This is a genomic window from Actinotalea endophytica (assembly GCF_025717005.1).
In the GTDB taxonomy this organism is placed as follows: Bacteria; Actinomycetota; Actinomycetes; order Actinomycetales; family Cellulomonadaceae; genus Actinotalea.
Genome location: NZ_JAOVZU010000003.1, coordinates 58,692 through 75,305, shown reverse-complemented (window position 1 = coordinate 75,305; position 16,614 = coordinate 58,692). Strand labels below are relative to the sequence as shown.

General features: G+C 72.6%; 18 protein-coding genes. 3 read left to right on the top strand and 15 right to left on the bottom strand.

Features of this window, described 5'->3' with window-relative positions; translation table 11 throughout:
- Nucleotides 1–202: 202 nt before the first annotated feature.
- Nucleotides 203–2,509 carry a heavy metal translocating P-type ATPase gene (locus OEB99_RS05900; protein ID WP_263508980.1) on the top strand — a complete coding sequence of 769 codons (2,307 nt, stop codon included), beginning with the start codon at nt 203–205 and terminating at the stop codon, nt 2,507–2,509.
- Here the strand turns inward: OEB99_RS05900 and OEB99_RS05895 are convergent.
- The 3 genes from OEB99_RS05895 to OEB99_RS05885 are packed head-to-tail and all read right to left on the bottom strand — an operon-like array spanning nt 2,481 to nt 4,096.
- Entirely contained in the window at nt 2,481–3,668 is a 1,188-nt protein-coding gene (locus tag OEB99_RS05895; RefSeq protein ID WP_263508979.1) for a hypothetical protein, read from the bottom strand. The genes OEB99_RS05900 and OEB99_RS05895 overlap by 29 nt on opposite strands.
- Nucleotides 3,669–3,677: 9 nt before the next feature.
- Nucleotides 3,678–3,869 carry a hypothetical protein gene (locus tag OEB99_RS05890; RefSeq protein WP_263508978.1) on the bottom strand — a complete coding sequence of 64 codons (192 nt, stop codon included), beginning with the start codon at nt 3,867–3,869 and terminating at the stop codon, nt 3,678–3,680.
- Nucleotides 3,866–4,096, bottom strand: a complete 231-nt coding sequence (locus OEB99_RS05885) for a YtxH domain-containing protein (RefSeq protein WP_263508976.1) — start codon at nt 4,094–4,096, stop codon at nt 3,866–3,868. The genes OEB99_RS05890 and OEB99_RS05885 overlap by 4 nt, the downstream gene beginning before the upstream one ends.
- 91 nt (nt 4,097–4,187) lie before the next feature.
- Between OEB99_RS05885 and def the strand changes: the two genes are divergently transcribed.
- Both def and OEB99_RS05875 read left to right on the top strand, forming a co-directional pair.
- On the top strand, nt 4,188–4,679 hold the full coding sequence (def, locus tag OEB99_RS05880; protein WP_263508975.1) for a peptide deformylase: 492 nt from the start codon (nt 4,188–4,190) through the stop codon (nt 4,677–4,679).
- Between the two features lie 117 nt (nt 4,680–4,796).
- Entirely contained in the window at nt 4,797–5,282 is a 486-nt protein-coding gene (locus OEB99_RS05875; protein ID WP_263508974.1) for a DUF3145 domain-containing protein, read from the top strand.
- 24 nt (nt 5,283–5,306) lie between these two features.
- On the opposite strand, the gene OEB99_RS05870 is transcribed toward OEB99_RS05875, so the two are convergent.
- The 12 genes from OEB99_RS05870 to OEB99_RS05815 form a co-directional block, all read right to left on the bottom strand.
- Nucleotides 5,307–6,206, bottom strand: a complete 900-nt coding sequence (locus OEB99_RS05870; protein ID WP_263508973.1) for a cytochrome b/b6 domain-containing protein — start codon at nt 6,204–6,206, stop codon at nt 5,307–5,309.
- Between the two features lie 23 nt (nt 6,207–6,229).
- Nucleotides 6,230–7,408 (bottom strand): NAD(P)/FAD-dependent oxidoreductase, encoded by a 1,179-nt coding sequence (locus OEB99_RS05865; protein ID WP_263508971.1) that lies wholly within the window; start codon nt 7,406–7,408, stop codon nt 6,230–6,232.
- Nucleotides 7,409–7,453: 45 nt separating this feature from the next.
- A complete protein-coding gene (locus OEB99_RS05860) occupies nt 7,454–8,581 on the bottom strand; it encodes a tyramine oxidase subunit B (RefSeq protein ID WP_263508970.1) in 1,128 nt (375 codons plus the stop codon).
- Nucleotides 8,582–8,605: 24 nt separating this feature from the next.
- Nucleotides 8,606–9,553 carry an electron transfer flavoprotein subunit alpha/FixB family protein gene (locus OEB99_RS05855; protein WP_263508968.1) on the bottom strand — a complete coding sequence of 316 codons (948 nt, stop codon included), beginning with the start codon at nt 9,551–9,553 and terminating at the stop codon, nt 8,606–8,608.
- Complete coding sequence (locus tag OEB99_RS05850) at nt 9,550–10,323, bottom strand: electron transfer flavoprotein subunit beta/FixA family protein (protein ID WP_263508966.1); 774 nt, start codon at nt 10,321–10,323, stop codon at nt 9,550–9,552. Before OEB99_RS05850 ends, OEB99_RS05855 begins: the two co-directional genes overlap by 4 nt.
- Complete coding sequence (locus tag OEB99_RS05845) at nt 10,323–11,810, bottom strand: APC family permease (RefSeq protein ID WP_263508964.1); 1,488 nt, start codon at nt 11,808–11,810, stop codon at nt 10,323–10,325. The genes OEB99_RS05850 and OEB99_RS05845 overlap by 1 nt, the downstream gene beginning before the upstream one ends.
- An 89-nt stretch (nt 11,811–11,899) precedes the next feature.
- Nucleotides 11,900–12,532, bottom strand: a complete 633-nt coding sequence (locus tag OEB99_RS05840) for a TetR/AcrR family transcriptional regulator (RefSeq protein WP_263508962.1) — start codon at nt 12,530–12,532, stop codon at nt 11,900–11,902.
- 57 nt (nt 12,533–12,589) lie between these two features.
- On the bottom strand, nt 12,590–13,018 hold the full coding sequence (locus tag OEB99_RS05835) for a PLD nuclease N-terminal domain-containing protein (protein ID WP_263508960.1): 429 nt from the start codon (nt 13,016–13,018) through the stop codon (nt 12,590–12,592).
- A 58-nt stretch (nt 13,019–13,076) separates the two neighbouring features.
- Entirely contained in the window at nt 13,077–14,312 is a 1,236-nt protein-coding gene (locus OEB99_RS05830) for a beta-ketoacyl-[acyl-carrier-protein] synthase family protein (protein WP_263508958.1), read from the bottom strand.
- Between the two features lie 79 nt (nt 14,313–14,391).
- Entirely contained in the window at nt 14,392–14,640 is a 249-nt protein-coding gene (locus tag OEB99_RS05825) for an acyl carrier protein (protein WP_263508957.1), read from the bottom strand.
- 49 nt (nt 14,641–14,689) lie between these two features.
- On the bottom strand, nt 14,690–15,682 hold the full coding sequence (locus tag OEB99_RS05820) for a beta-ketoacyl-ACP synthase III (protein WP_263508955.1): 993 nt from the start codon (nt 15,680–15,682) through the stop codon (nt 14,690–14,692).
- The gene (locus tag OEB99_RS05815; RefSeq protein ID WP_263508953.1) at nt 15,679–16,608 is read right to left on the bottom strand and encodes an ACP S-malonyltransferase; all 930 of its coding nucleotides are present in this window, start codon (nt 16,606–16,608) and stop codon (nt 15,679–15,681) included. Before OEB99_RS05815 ends, OEB99_RS05820 begins: the two co-directional genes overlap by 4 nt.
- Between the last annotated feature and the right edge of the window lie 6 nt (nt 16,609–16,614).

Genomic DNA, 16,614 nt, shown 5'->3' with positions numbered 1-16,614 from the left:
AGCCCACCTCGGCGCGCAAGGGACCACGAATTCGTATGTCCGAACTCCGAGAGAATGGTCGCACGAATTGTTGTCGGCGGACCCGGTGTCGTTTTGTCGACCGCACGTACAGGGCCATGACCTGCGTCAACGATGAGCCGCGAGCCCTTCGTCGGGTCGATCGACGCATTCTGTGCGAGGTTCTCCGCGGTATTCTTGACGCATGATGAATGCGCTCCGCCGTTACCACGAGCTGATCGTGCTCGCCCTGTCCGCCGTGCTGCTCGCCGGCGGCGGCCTCGCATGGTGGAGCGACGCGACCGATGCCGCCGACGCGCTGTGGGCCGCCGGCACCGTGCTGGGCCTGGTGTTCGCGCTGGCGTCGATGGCCGAGGCGTTGCGCGAGCGCCGCCCGACCGTGGACGTCATCGCCGTCCTCGCCCTGGCCGGCGCGCTGTGGGTGGGCGAGCCGTTGGCCGGCGCCATCATCACGGCGATGCTCGCCACCGGCCAGGTGCTGGACGAGCGGGCCGCGGCGCGGGCCAGGCGAGAGCTGAGCCTGCTCACCGCGCGGGCCCCGCGCAAGGCGCGCCACCGCACGCCGGACGGGCTGGTCGAGGTCCCGGTCGACGAGGTCGGGATCGGTGAGCACCTCGTCGTCGCGTCCGGCGAGGTCGTGCCGGTCGACGGCCGCCTGATCGTCCCGGGAGCCTTCGACGAGTCGGCGCTGACCGGCGAGCCGGTCCCGGTCGAGCGCCCCGCCGGGGACGACGTGCGGTCGGGCGTCGTGAACGCCGGACCACCGGTCGAGCTGGTCACGACCACCACCGCCGAGACGTCGACCTACGCCGCACTCGTCCGGTTGGTGGCCGAGGCGCAGGCCACGTCGGCGCCGTTCGTCCGGATCGCCGACCGGTGGGCGGTCGCGTTCGTGCCCCTGACCCTCCTGCTGGCCGGCGCCGCGTGGTGGGCGGCAGGGGACCCGGTCCGGGCCGTGGCCGTGCTGGTGGTCGCGACGCCGTGCCCGCTGCTGCTCGCGGCGCCGATCGCGATCGTCTCCGGGCTGTCCCGTGCGGCCCGGCTCGGCGTCGTGGTCAAGGGCGGCGCGGCCCTCGAGCGGCTGGCGGGCGGTCGGGTCGTCGTGTTCGACAAGACCGGGACGCTCACCCGCGGGCGCCCCGCACTGACCGACGTGGTGGCCCGCGGTGCGGCCGACCCGGACGAGGCGTTGCGGCTCGCTGCGAGCGTCGACCAGGTCTCGGCCCATGTCCTCGCCGGACCGATCGTGGAGGCCGCCCTCGCCCGCGGGCTCGACCTCGAGATGCCCGACTCCGTCGAGGAGGTGCCGGGCCAGGGCGTTGCCGGCGTGGTCGCGGGCGTGGCAGTGCGGGTCGGACGGCCGGACTGGATCACCGGGCCGCACAGCGACCCGTGGACCCGCCAGGTTCGGCGGCGGGCCGATCTCGACGGGTCGATGAGTGCGCTGGTCGAGGTCGACGGCCGGCCCGCGGCGGCGCTCCTGCTGCACGACCCGATCCGGCCGGACGCCCCGCGCATGGTGCGCGCCCTGCGGACCGCGGGCATCGAGCGGGTCGTCCTGGCCACCGGCGACCGGGCGGACGTGGCCGACGTGGTCGGCCGGATCGTCGGTGTGGACACGGTGCTCGCCGACTGCGACCCGGCCGACAAGCTCGCCGCGTTGGGCCGCGAGGCCAGGCGCGGTTCCACCGTCATGGTCGGCGACGGCATCAACGACGCACCCGCCCTCGCCGCCGCCGACGTCGGTGTCGCGCTGGCCGCACGGGGCGCCACCGCGTCCTCCGAGGCCGCGGACGTCGTGCTCACGATCGACCGGGTCGACGCGCTGGCCGACGCGATGCTGGTCGCTCGCCGATCGCGGCGGATCGCGCTCGAAGCCGTCGCCCTGGGCATGGGCCTGTCGCTGATCGCGATGTGCGCCGCGGCGGTCGGCTGGCTGTCACCCGCGGTCGGTGCGGCGCTCCAGGAGGTCATCGACCTGCTCGCGATCGCCGTGGCCCTTCGAGCGGTGCTGCCCACGCGGTTGCACACCGTCGAGCTCGCTGAGGACGACCGCCGCACTCTGGCCGCGCTGCGCCACGACCACGACGGCTTGGCCCCGCTCGTGGAACGGGTCGCCGGGGTCGCCGACGGCCTGTCCACCCGCGAGCCCGACCTCACCGACGCGCGTGCCCTGCTCGAGGACCTCGAGACGGACCTGCTCCCGCACGAGCGCGCCGACGAGGAGCTCCTGGTCCCGTTGGTGGCCCGTGCGCTGGGCAGCCACGAGGCCGTCGCCGCGCTCAGCCGGACGCACGCCGAGATCGAGCACCAGGTGACCCGGCTGCGCCGCCTGCTCGACTCGGTGGCGGCCGACGCGGCGGACGCGGTGACCGTCGAGGACGTGATCGAGCTGCGCCGGATGCTCTACGGGCTGTACGCGGTGCTCAAGCTGCACAACGCGCAGGAGGACGAGGGCGCGTTCAGCCTGGTCCCGGCGCACGGGAGGTGAGGTCGTCCCCACCCGGGCCGACGAGCAGCACACGGCCGCACCCGTCCAGCACCGCTCCGGCCGAGGTGATGCCCCGGTACACGGCGCAGTCCGGCAGCGGGACGGTCCACAGGATGTCGCCGTACTCGGGGTCGCGTGCCACGAGGTCGGTGCGGGTGCCCGACTCGACCAGCCCGATGAGGGCGCCGTCCGAGAACGCACCCGAGCCGGCGGTCTCCCAGCGCAGCATCCCGGACGCCACGTCGTACGCCGCCAGCGATCCGCTACCCACGAGGATCATCCCGCCGACGATCAGGTGGGCCGGAGCCGGGTAGTGCCAGCGGCCGTCGACGAGCACCGTGTCGCCGTCGGAGATCACGGCGAGCCCGGGCACGGATCGGTCGTTGAGCCCGAGCAGGGCCTTGGGCAGGGTCGCCCGAGCGGGGCTCGCCGCGGACGCGTCGGGGATCTCCCGCCCGGTCAGCAGGTCGACCGTCACGGAGTGGGTGCCGCCCACCCGGACCCAGGTGTCGGAGTGCTCCACCGAGAACGGGTAGCTCGCGGGCGCGACCACCGGGTCCGAGCTGCGGTAGGTCCACGACACCCCGCGTCGACCCGGTGGCGTCCACCGTTGGACGACCAGGGTCTCGCCGTCCTTCGCCACCGTCACGACGTCGCCGTCCTGCACCCACCACGCCTGCGGAACTCCGTCGGGCGTGAACGTCACCTCCGAGCCCGTGCCGGAGATCGCGCGCACGACCCGTTCGCCGTCCGGTCCGGGGAGGCACACGACGCCTCGACCGCTGGGGGAGCAGAGGGTCCCGACCGCGGCCGGGCCGAAGGCGGCGCGCCCGTCCGCCGCGAGGCCCACGACGCCGGTGCCGTCCGGCGTGCTGGCGAGGACCGTGTCGCCGACGTCGAGCACCGTGCCCGGGACCTCCCAGAGCACCTGCCACGGCTCGGCGAGCGACGGCGCGATCGTGGCTCCGGCGAGCCGGGTCGGCGCGCTCGTCTCGGTCGGCGCCGGCGGGTCGGGCGCGGGTGTGTGCCCCGAGCCCTGCAGGACGACGGCCACGACCGCGAGGATCCCGACCGCAGCGGCCAGCGGGACGCGGCTGCGTCGCGGCGCGCGCCCGGGCAGGGTCTCGTCGAGCTCGACCTCGACGAGGTCGCGGTCCATCTGGTGAGGCTACGTGGCGGACCCACCGGCGGCCATCAGGGCGATGACGAACATGGCCGACCCGACGCCGAAGCCGGCCACCGCGGCGCGGAACAGCCGGCGCTCGGTGTCGTGGTCACCGGCCTGGCCGCGCCGGAACGCCGCCACGAACAGACCGGCGCCGCCGATGGTGCCGACGGCGCCGAGCACGACGAAGATCATCGCGCCTTGCGCACCGCTTCGGAGATCGTGGCCTGCAGGTCGGGAGCCTTCTCCTGGAGGTAGGCGCTCGCGCGCTGCGTGGCGTCCGAGATGGCCTCCTGCACCTTCGGGTCCTCCCAGACGCGCCTGGCCTGGTCCGAGATCCGTTCGAACTGCTCGCGCCCGGCTCTGGTGCCCAGCACGTACCCGACGACGCCACCCAGGACGAATGCTGCCTTTGCTCGCATCAGCCACCTCCGGCGACCAGGGTACGGGGATGCCGGGCGCGACCCGTGTCCGACGCCCCGGGCGGGGACGAGGCATGGGAGGATCGGCCCCATGGCGATGAGAGAGATCCGCGTGGTCGGTGACCCCGTGCTGCGCACACCCTGCGAGCCGATCGGCGACATCGACGACCGCGTGCGCGGCCTGGTCGACGACCTGCTGGAGACGGTCGACGCCGACGGGCGAGCGGGTCTGGCCGCCAACCAGATCGGGGTGAGCCTCCGCGCCTTCTCCTGGAACATCGACGACGAGATCGGCTACGTGCTGAACCCGGTGCTCGTCGAGGTCTCCGAGGACGAGTACCAGGACGGTGACGAGGGCTGCTTGTCGGTCCCCGGCCTCTGGTACCCGACGAAGCGGGCCTGGTACGCGCGGGTCGAGGGTGTCGACCTCGACGGCAAGAAGGTGGTCGTCGAGGGCACGGAGCTGATGGCGCGGGCCCTGCAGCACGAGTGCGACCACCTCGACGGCCTGCTGTACCTCGACCGCCTCGAGCGGTCGGTCCGGAAGAAGGCCATGCGGGCGATGCGCGAGCAGCTCGGCTGACCTGAGCGCGCCTGCTGGCGCGCGGCCGGTGTCGTCGGTGATACTGGCCGCGGTACACCGCACAACCTTCGGGGACGAGGGCGTAGGGGAAGACGACCCCCGACCCAGGAGGACGAGATGACGCGCGGTGTTCTTTTCGTGCACTCAGCACCCCGCGCCCTGTGCCCCCACATCGAGTGGGCGGCCGGCGGGGTGATCGGCGTACGCGTGTCCTTCGACTGGACCCCGCAGCCCGCCGATCCCGGCACCTACCGGGCCGAGCTCAGCTGGCAGGGCGACGCGGGAACCGGGGCGAGGTTGACCTCGGCGCTGCGCGGCTGGGCGCACCTGCGCTACGAGGTCACCGAGGAGCCGTCGCACGGCAACGACGGTGCGCGCTGGTCGCACACCCCCGAGCTCGGGATCTTCCACGCACCGGTCGACGTGCACGGGAACACGCTCGTCCCGGAGGACCGGATCCGCGCGGCGCTCGACCGCGAGGATCCGGCCGAGCTGCGCCGCGAGCTCGACCTGGCCCTCGGTCAGGCGTGGGACGACGAGCTCGAACCGTTCCGCTACGCGGGCGCGGGCGCGCCGGTGCGGTGGCTGCACCGCGTCGGCTGACCGGCCCGGGACGGGGCCCACGCGTCAGCGCGTCACCTTGCCCACCAGGGCGCCGAGCGGACGCAGGATCGTGGGCCGGACCGCCAGCCAGGCCAGCACCGCGAGGGCCAGCACCCCGAGCGCGACGAGCGGACCGACGACCGAGCCGTCGTCGCGCAGCCCGAACATGTGGTTGAGGTTGCGCACCACGCCGGTGCCGGCCACGAGGCTCACGTGGAGCACGACGAAGCCGACGAACGCGACCATCACCGGGAAGTGGATCGCCCGGGCGCGATCGAGCGTGAGCACCGGGACGTTCGGCCACGGCCACAGCACGGAGGTCCGCAAGCCGGTGACGGCGGCGAGCGGGGCGAGCACGAGCACCACCGTCGCGTAGCCGAGCATCTGCAGCGCGTTGTAGGCCACCCAACCGTGCTCCTGCGGCCAGTGCAGCGCCAGGTACTGCAGTGCCACCGACAGCGCGTTGGGCACCACCTCCCACGTGGTCGGGACCAGTCGCACCCATCGGCCCGAGGTGGCGAGCAGCAGGACGTACGCCGCGCCGACGGCCAGCCACGCCATGTCGACCGAGACGTGGAACCACTGCTCGAGCGTCACGGTCGTGGGCCTGCCCGAGCCCGCTCGGCGCCGGCGCGTCCAGTGGCCCGCGGGCCGCCGGCTCGTCCGGATCGCAAGGCCGGACCGCACCGCGAGCGTGATGAGCAGCAGGTTCGCCGCGTGCAGCACCGCCACCCAGCCCGGCGTGCCGACCTGCTCGGCACCCGGCGCGACGCCCGGGTAGCGCGCGACGAAGTCCTGGATCGCGTCCAGGCGCCACAGCAGCCGGCCGGCGACCACGAGGAGTCCCAACCCTGCCGCGCCGGCGAGCGCCAGCCGGGCAGGGCGCGGGATCGCCACCGGTGAGCGATCGAGGGTCTGGGCCACGGCAAGCTCCTTCCGCGTGTCCGTCAACGGATCTTCGACGCGCCGACGTACGGGAACTTCGACAGCACGGGCGCGCCCTCGTCGTACCTGGACAGCCGGAAGGTCTCGGTCGGGACGTCCGGGACGGAGCTGGGGCGGCCGAGGACGATGTCCGCCATGAGGCGCCCGACCGCCGGTGCGATCTTGAACCCGTGGCCGGAGAAGCCCGCCGCGACGAAGAGCCCGTCGATGCCGGTCGCCGAGATGATCGGGTTCCAGTCGGGCGTGACGTCGATCATCCCGGTCGACGTGGTCTTCACGCTCGGGTCGGCGATGCCCGGGAAGCGGTGCAGGGCCTTCTCGGCGCACCGCTCGATCGCCGCGTCCTCGGCGTGGGTCGGGTATCGGTCCGGGTCCGGGATCGGGCGTTCGAAGCCGCCGCTGTCGCCGAACAACAGCTCGTGGCCGCGCTGGTGGACGTACTGCTTGCTCACCATGTCGGAGAACACCGGCCGCGCGCCCAGGTCCACCCCCGGGTCGATGAGCACCTCCTGGACCAGGTACGGCGTGATCGGGAGCTCGATGCCGAGCGGGCTGAGCAGCGGCACCGACCAGGCGCTCGCCGCGACCACCACCGCGTCGGTGGCGATGCCCGTCCCGTCCGCGAGCCGGACCCCGGTCACCGCGTCGCCACGGACCTCGATGGACGCCACGGCCGTGCCCTGGGTCACGGTGGTGCCCAGGCTCCGGGCCGAGCCGGCAAACGCGTGGGCCGTCGCGTAGCCGTCGGCGTAGCCGCCCTGCGGCTCGAACGCGAACGACGCGAAGTCGTCCAGCTCGGCGACCGGCCAGAGCGCCGCGGCCACGTCGTGGCCGACCTCGCCCGTGTCGATCCCCAGCGCCTGCTGCGCGGCCAGGCTCGCCCGGAACGCCGCGAGGTTGTCCTCGCCGATGCCCACCAGGTAGCCGACCTGCTCGAAACCCACCGGTGAGCCGAGCCGCTCCTCGGCCTCGGAGAACACGGTGAGGCTCTCCCGGGCCAGGGCCGCGATCTCGGGCACGCCGTAGTGGCACCGCACGATGCCCGCGGAACGTCCGGTACCCCCCGATGCGATCGCGTCGCGATCGACGACCACGACGTTCGTCACGCCGCTGGTCGCCAGGGCGTGGGCGGTCGACAAGCCTTCGACGCCCGCGCCGACGATCACCACATCACGAGTCATCACCACTCCTCTCCACTGCTCCTGTCCACGTCCACCCAGCGGCCCTCAGGCCAGCGCCGGCGTGTCCCAGAGCAGCAGCTCGGTGCCGATGCCCTTCTCGACGGCGTTGGCGTAGACGCGGCTCGCCCAGGCGACGTCCTCGATCGGCATGCCACCCACGCCGAGGATGCGCACCTGGTCGGGCGCGGGCGTGCGGGCCGATCGCCCGAGCACGAGGTCGGCGAGGTCGGTGACCGTGGCCGGGTCGAGCTTGCCCTCGGTGACGAGGTCCCACATCTGGCACCCGGCGAGCCCGATCAGCTCCCAGGTCGGGTACGGGTACTCCTCGGCCCACGTCGAGTACAGCCCGCTGTTGTCGACGACGTTGTAGGCGCGCTTCAGCAGGAAGTCCTCGTCGAACTTCGAGAACCCGACCACCGAGACGTACGCACCGGGCTTGAGCCACTCCTCCTTCAGGTACGGGTAGTTCTGCGACCCGGCAGGCGAGGACGTGCCGACGTTGATGACGTCGGCTCCCGTGATGCACTCCTCGACGCTGTCCACGACGTACACCTCGAGCTGCGGGAACGTCTCCTTGGCCCAGCGCTGGAACGTGTCGAGCGACTCCTGGCCCCGGCCCAGCACCTTGACCGTCGACAGCTTCGGGCAGGTGGCCACGAACGCCTCGAGGCCGGTCCTGCCCATCACGCCCGGGCCGATGATCCCGGCGACGGTCGAGTCCGGGCTGGCGAGGTAGCGCGCCCCGACTCCGGGCACGGCGCCGGTGCGGTAGGCGGACAGCAGGTTCGCCGACATGACCATGAGCGGTGCGCCGGTGTCCTTGTCGTTGAGCGTGAACATCAGGATCGAGCGCGGCTGGCCCTTCTGGCGGTTCGCGACGTTCGACCCGTACCACTTCATCCCCGCGAGGTCGAAGGGGCCGCCGAGGTAGGCCGGCATGGCCATGAACCGTCGGTCCGGGCCGTCGACCGGCATGTTCGGGAACGGTGAGGTCTCCGGGAACGTGACCATGGCGCCGTGGGAGTTGCCGTCGGCGCCGGCCATCCGGTAGTCGCCGACCCCCAGGCAGGCGAACATCTCCTCCATCGCGTCGATGCAGGCCGGCATGTCGGTGACCCCGGCCTGCACGGCCTCGGGCTCGCTCAGGTAGCGGAACGTGATGGTGCTGGACATCGGGTGCTCCTCAGTGGTGATGGGTCAGGCAGGGATGGCGCGCGCGTGCGAGCGCACGGTGGTGACGGTCTCGGCGAGCACGGTCTGCAGGTCGCCGACGATGCCGAGGTCGCAGCTGCGGAAGATGGGCGCGTCGGGGTCGGTGTTGATGGCCACCACGTGCTTCGCCGCACTCATGCCGGCGAGGTGCTGGACGGCGCCGGAGATCCCGGCGGCGATGTAGAGGTCGGGTGCGACCGTGGCTCCGGTCTGGCCGACCTGCTGCTCCGGGCCGGCCCACCCCAGGTCGACCGCCACCCGGGACGAGCCCACCGCGCCACCGAGCAACGTCGCCAGCTGTTCCAGCAGGGAGAAGTCGCCGTCGGTCCCACGGCCCCCGGCGACGACGATCGACGCCTGGGCGAGGCTCGGGCCGTCGCCCGCGTCCTTCGCGGTGGTCCCGATCACGACGGGTTCGCGCGGATCGGGAACCAGGTCGACGTCGAGGCGACGCACCTCGGGTGCCCGCGGGGCGCCGGTGGCGGGATCTGCGCCGACCGTGGACATGGTGACCACGGAGGCGTACGGCAGCTCGGCGGTCAGCCGCCAGGTGCCGCTGAAGGCGCCCGCGGTGACCTCGAGCTGCCCCTCGGTCGACGTGATGGTCTCGGCGCTGACGCTGATCGCGCGACCCAGGCGGAGCGCCAGCCGGGCGGCGATCTCGGTGCCCTGTCGGGTGGCCGGCGCCACGACCAGGTCCTCCGGGCCGACGCAGGACGCGAGCGCGTCCACGCGCAGGCCGGTGGGGGACTCCGGGGCCATCGGTGCCCAGAGCAGACGCTCCGCGCCGGCGGCGCCCAGGGAGGCCACTCGGTCCCGGTCGGGCTCCGAGCCGAGCAGGCAGGTCACCTGGTCGAGACCGGCGACCATGCGGACGAGCGTCTCGTCGGCCTCGGGTGTGGTGTCGAGGAGGTCGAGCGGGCAGAGGATCATGACACCCCCATCGGGAAGCGATCGGTGAGGACCTGCACGAGTGCGTGGGCGCCCGAGCCGTCGACGTCGGTGACGATCCGGGCCGGGGCCCGGGGCGGTGCGACGGTTGCGGCCACCGTTCGCAGGCCCCGCGCGGACGTCCGAACCGGGAGCTCGGCGAGCGACACCTCGCGGACCGGGCGGCGCTTGGCCGCGAGGATCGCCTTGAACGAGGGGTAGCTCGGCTCGCCGCTCAGGTCGGTCACCGAGACCACGGCCGGCAACGGGGCGACCAGGGTGCGACGGGCGTCAGGGTCGTCGCGCTCGATGGTGACGTGCCCGGCCTCGCGGACGACCGCGACGGCGTGCCCCGCGCACCCCCAGCCGAGCAGGTCGGCGACCATCGGGGGCACGGTTCCCGTGCTGCCGTCGGTGGAGGACATCCCGCAGAGCACGAGGTCCACGTCGCCCAGGGACCTGACCGCCGCCGCGAGCACAGCCGCGGTCGTGACGGCGTCCGCGCCGGCGAGCGACGGGTCGGTGATGACGAGACCCTCGTCGGCGCCCATCTGGAGCGCCCGGGTGACGGCCGCTCTGGCACCCCGCGGGCCCATCGTGACCGCGACCACCCGTTCGCCGGGGTGGCGCAGCTGCACCGCCCGGTCCACGGCGTACTCGTCCAGGCTGCAGAGCATCCCGGCCGCGGCCTCGCGGTCGACCCGGAGGTCGGCCGCGAGGACCGCAGGGTCCGCGGGGTCCGGCACGTGCTTGACGCAGACCGCGATCGTCATCAGACCGAGATCGCGTCGATGATGCCGGCGTAGGTGCTCGGGCGGGACTGCCGCAGCAGCAGGCCCTGCACCACACCGATCGCCAGGGCGATGGGCACCAGCGAGAGGATGATGATCGACAGTCCCCAGCCGTCCCCGCCGACGAGCATCGGGAAGTAGGCGACGATCGTCGCGCACACGCCGATCAGCCCGATGGTCGCCAGGATCGGCGCGATCGTCGACTTCCAGACGTTGCGTTCCTCGTTGGGGAACCGGCGGAAGTACATCACCACCGCGACCGAGGTCAGCGCCATGAGCACGACGATGGCGATGGTGGCCAGACCCGAGGCCCAGGTGAAGCCCTGCATCACCGGGTCGAGCCCGATCACGGCGAACGTGACGATGAGCAGCGCCGCGACCGCGGTCTGCGCGATGGACGACACGTGCGGCGAGGCGTGCTTGGTGTGCACCAGGCTCAACGGCGTGGGCAGGACCTGAACCTTGCCCATCACGTGCTGGTAGCGGGTCAGGACGTTGTGGAACGACAGCACGCAGGCGAACAGCGACGTGAGCAGCAGCGTCTCGATCGCGATGCCGCCGACCGGGCCGAGGTAGTTCGCGGCAGTGTCGTGGATCATGCTGCCGGCGTTGTCCAGCGCGTAGGCCTGGACCTGCGACGGCCCCCAGGCCATCACGAGCGCCCAGCCGGCGAAGGTGTAGAAGACCCCGATGATGATCACGGCGAGGTACGTCGCCCTCGGGATGGTCTTCTGCGGGTTCTTGGCCTCGTCACGGAAGATCGCGGTGGACTCGAACCCGATGAAGCCCGCGAAGGCCAGCATCAGGCCGACGCCGGGCGAGCCGGAGACGATGTTCGACACGGCGAACGGCTCGAGCGACAGACCCTCGGCTCCGCCGCGGAGCATCACCGCGAACGACAGCACGAGCGTGATCCCGATCTCGGCGACGAGGAGCACACCGAGGACCTTCGAGCTCAGCTCGATGTTCCGGTAGCCGAGGTAGCCGACCAGTGCGATCGTCGCGAGGCTGTAGGCCCACCACGGGATGTCGGGCGCCCCGAGCAGCGTCGTGAGGTACAGGTTGAGGCTGAAGCCGATGTAGAAGTACACGGCGAGCTGGACGGCGGTGTAGGTGAGGAGCGCCAGCCAGGCCGCGCCGAGGCCGAGCGCCCGGTTCATGCCGTAGCCGACGTAGGTGAAGAACGCGCCGGGCCGGGGGACCGATCGGGCCATCGCGGCGAGCCCGACCGAGAACAGGAGCAGCACGACGCCGGAGATGGCGTACAGGCTCGGGAAGCCCACGCCGTTGCCCAGCGCGATGCCGAGCGGTGCCGCGCCGCCGATGACCGTGAGGGGGGCCGCGGCCGCGACGACCATGAACACGATGGAGCCGACGCCGAGGTTCCCGCTCAGCGTGCGACCGATGTCGTCCGAGGACGAGGACGGTGCCACACCACCAGAGGTGGCCGTTCCTTGTGTGGTAGTCATGCCGGAAATTCTCCGGTCGGAGAATTTCCGGGGAAGTCCTCGGACGTTTCAACTCGATTGAGGTTCGGCCCGTACGGATGACGCTGGAGTTAACTACCCATCGGTTCGTCACCCGTGAGCACGGCGGGCTCGGGCGCGCCGAGGTTCTCGAGGAACCGGTCGAGCACCGCCCGCTGACGGCGCGCGGAGGTCTGCTGGGGCATCAGCCAGCACATCGACTGGAGACCCATCATCATCCACAGCAGCTCGTCGACGATCGCGCTGTTCGGCTCGGCAACCGTGACCTCGCCGGCCTCGCGGGCCTGCGCGAGATAGCGCGCGAGATCGTCGGAGAACGAGGACACCGTGTCTCGGAACACCTTGGCCATCGTCGGCTCGCCGATCGCCGCCTCCCAGAACGCGATCACGACCCGCGCCTCGACCCTGCGCTCGTCGTCCAGCGGCATGATCTCCAGGCAGAGCCGTCGGATGGCGTCCAGGCCGGTGCGTGTGCCCACGCTGAGGGCCGCGCGGTCCACGGTCCGGTCGAAGGCCCGACGGTAGGCCGCTTCCATCAGCGCGGCCTTCGAGCTGAAGTACGGCTTCACCGCGCCGTTGGCGAAGCCGGCGTCGGCGGCGACCCGCCGCAGGGTGACGGCGTCCAGGCCCTCCGCGACGATGAGCTTCCAGGTGACGTCGATCAGGAGCTCGCGGCGCTCGGGCCGGGCCACGATCTTGGGCAACGATGCCTCCGGGGTCGTGCTGTGGCGCGGCCCGCTGGTGCGGCCGTGCCGATTCGGTCAGTCCTCGAGGTGCCGGTCGTCCTCGGTGTCGGCCTCGCGGGCGCTGTCGTCGCGATCGAGGGACTCCTCGCGTTCCCGGAGCTGCGCCTCCCAGTCCTTGAGCATCTGCTCGTGGCGGCGCTCCTCCGCGATCTTGGCGAGGAACTCCGGGTCGTCCTCCGGGCCGCGAGGCGGCACGTCACGCGGCCGCTCGTGCTCGGGGAACCCGGCCGTGGTGGTGGCCGCCCAGGGAACCGACCGCCTGGCCTGCTCCGCGGTGGGTCGGCCGGCCATCAGATAGGCGATCGGACCGACGAACGGCACGAGGATGACGAGGACCCACATACCCCACGGCAGCGTCCGGACGTACCGGCGCGCCTGGACGCAGTCCGCCAGGGCGTAGATCGCCAACCCCAGGCCGACCAGGACCATCACGTTGCGCAGCACGAGCCACCTTCCCTCACGGTTCAGGCTACCCGTCGCCGCCGAGAGTGCCTCGCCGGGGTCACGCCGTGGTGACCACCAGCGCGACGTTGTGCCCGCCGAACCCGAACGAGTTGTTGATGGCCGCGAGCGGCCCGCCCGGCAGCGCGCGCGACTGCCCGCGCACGAGGTCCAGGACGAGCTCGGGGTCGGGGTCCGTGACGTTGATCGTCGGCGGCGCCTGGCGCTCGCGCAGGGCGAGGATCGTGAAGATCGTCTCGAGCGCGCCCGCGCCGCCGAGCAGGTGCCCGGTCATCGACTTGGTCGCGGAGAGCGCGACGTGGTCCGCGTCGGAGCCGAGCACCTCGCGCACGCTGCGGGCCTCGATCAGGTCGCCCACCACGGTCGAGGTCGCGTGCGCGTTGACGTGGTGCACGTCGACGGCCGCCACGTCGGCGTCGCGCAACGCCATCCGCATGGCCGCGATCTGCCCGCGGCCGCTCGGCTCCGGCGAGGTCATGTGGTAGCCGTCGGCGGACAGGCCGACGCCCGCGATCCTGGCGTGGACCGTGGCGCCCCGCGCCGCCGCGTGCTCGGCGCTCTCGAGCACCACGATGCCCGAGCCCTCGCCGAGCACGAACCCGTCGCGGCCCGTGTCGTACGGACGCGACGCACCCTCGGGGTCGTCGTTCCGGGTCGACAACGTCCGCGACGCGGCGAACGCGGCGATCGGCATCGGGTGGATCGCCGCCTCGGTGCCGCCCGCGACGACCACGTCGGCCCGGCCGGAGCGGATCATCTCCACGCCGTAGCCGATCGCCTCGGCACCCGACGCGCAGGCCGAGACCAGGGCGTGGGCGCCCGCACGGGCGCCGACCTCGAGCTCGACGTACGCGGCGGGGGAGTTCGGCATCAGCATCGGGACGGTCATCGGGAGCACTCGACGTGCGCCCTTGGCCTGAAGGGTGTCCCAGGCGTCGAGGGTCGTCCAGATCCCGCCGATGCCGGAGCTCACCACGACGCCGAGCCGCTCGGGCTCGACCTCGGGTGCGCCGGCGTGCGTCCAGGCCTCGCGCGTCGCGATGATCGCGTACTGCGCCGAGGGGTCCATCCGCTTGGTCTCGGGGCGGGGCAGGACGTCCTCGGCCGGCACGGCGAGCCGGGCGGCGAACCGCACCGGGATCTCGTACGTGTCGGCCCAGTCGTTGTCGAGCGTATGGGCGCCGGAGACGCCTGCGAGCGCACTGCTCCAGGTCGAGGCGACATCTCCACCCAACGGGGTGGTCGCGCCGAGTCCGGTGACGACGACATCGGTCACAGCTACCTCCAGGGATGGGTGGACGGGGATGGTGGACGGCGATCGTGGACGGCCGGCGTGCACCGGCCGTCCACGCGGGTCAGGACTGCGCGCCGTTGATGAACGAGACCGCGTCGCCCACGGTGGCGAGGTTCTTGACCTCGTCGTCGGGGATGCGGACCGAGAACTTCTCCTCGGCGAGCGTGACGATCGTCATCATCGACAGCGAGTCGATGTCGAGGTCGTCGGTGAAGGACTTCTCGGGCGAGACGGAGTCCGTCGGCAGGCCGGTCTCCTCGCTCACGATCTCGGCAAGGCCGGCCAGGATCTCCTGCTCGCTGTACGCCATGGTGCGCTCCTTGTGCTGGAAGGTCGGTGACCGGACGGCCACCGGGAAACTAGGGGAGGACGACGACCTGCGCCGCGTAGACGAGGCCCGCGCCGAAGCCGATCTGCAGCGCGACGTCCCCGCTCTTGGCCAGGCCCTCGCGCAGCAGCCGTTCGGTGGCGAGCGGGATGGAGGCCGCGCTGGTGTTGCCGGTCTCGGCGATGTCGCGGCCGACCACGACCCGCTCGGGCAGCTTGAGCTGCTTGATCAGCTGGTCGATGATCCGCATGTTCGCCTGGTGCGGCACGAACACGTCGATGTCGTCGGGCGTGAGCCCCGCGGCCTCGATCGCCTGCTGCGCGATCGGCGCCATCTGCCACACGGCCCACTTGAACACGCTCGCGCCCTCCTGGCGGAGCGTCGGCATGACCCCCGACGAGACCGCCTCCGGCAGCGACGCGGTCTGGGTGATGAGCGACGCGCGGCCACCGTCCGAGCCCCAGATGGTGGGGCCGATGCCGGGGGAGTCGGACGCGCCGACGATCGCGGCGCCGGCGCCGTCGCCGAGCAGGAAGCTGATCGACCGGTCGGTCGGGTCGATGAAGTCGCTCATCTTCTCGGCGCCGATCACCAGCACGTTGCGGGCCAGGCCCGCCCGCACCATCGCGTCGGCCTGGCCGATGCCGTAGCTGTAGCCCGCGCACGCCGCCGAGATGTCGTAGGCGGCGGCCGGCGTCGCTCCGATCCGGTCGGCCACGATCGCGGCCGCAGCCGGGGTCTGGTGGAAGTAGGTCACCGTGGACAGCAGCACGACGTCGATGTCGCTGCCCTCCAGGCCCGCTGCCTCGAGCGCCTTGCGTGCGGCGCGCTCGGACAGGTCCACCACGTCGACGTCCGAGCCGGCCCGACGGCGCGTGACGATGCCCGTGCGCTGGCGGATCCACTCGTCCGAGGAGTCGATGGGACCGGCGACGTCGTCGTTGGTGACGACGTTGTCCCCGCGGACGCCCGCGATGGCGAGGATCCGGGAGTACTGCGGGCCGCTGGCCTGACGAAGACTCACGAGCGCTCCTGAGAGAGGATCTGGTACGCCGCGTCGAGGTCGTCCGGCGTCTTGACGGCGATGGTCGTGACGCCGGGCAGGGTACGCCGGGCCAGACCGGTGAGCACCCCCGCCGGCGCGAGCTCGACGAGGGCGGTGACGCCGCGCTCGCGCAGCCCGTCCTGGACGAGGTCCCAGCGCACGGGTGCGACCACCTGGCCGACCAGCCGCTCGAGGATCGCTTCCCCGTCGGCGGGCATCGGCTCGCCGTCGAGGTCGGACAGCCACGGCAGGCTCGGGGCGGCGGCCGTCACGGCGTGGGTCGCCGACCGGAACTCGTCGACCGCGGGAGCCATGAAGCGGGTGTGGAACGCACCGGCGACCTGCAACGGGATGACCCGCGCCTTGGCGGGCGGCGCCTCGGAGAGCCGGCGCAACGAGTCGAGGTCCCCGGCGGCGACCACCTGGCCGCCACCGTTGACGTTCGCGGGTGCCGCACCGGCGGACTCGATCGCCGCGAGCACCTCCTCGGGGTCGCCGCCGACGACGGCGCTCATCCCGGTCTCCTCCAGGGCCGCCGCGCCGGCCATCGCCCTGGCCCGGGCCGCGACCAGCCGGACCGCGTCGACCGGGGTCAGCACGCCCGCGACGGCCGCGGCCGTCAGCTCGCCGACCGAGTGCCCGGCGGTGGCGCCGACCAGCGGCGCCGCGTCGCGGCCGTCCAGGAGCGCCGTGAGCGCCACGAGCCCGCTGGCGACGATGAGCGGCTGCGCGACGGCGGTGTCCCGGATGGTGTCCGCGTCGGACCGGGTGCCGTGCTCGACGAGGTCGAGGCCGGCCGCCTCGGAGAGCTCCCCGACGAGGTCGGCGACGCCTGGCAGCTCGAGCCACGGGGCGAGCATCCCCGGGGACTGCGAGCCCTGTCCGGGGCACACGATGGCAAGCACCCGACA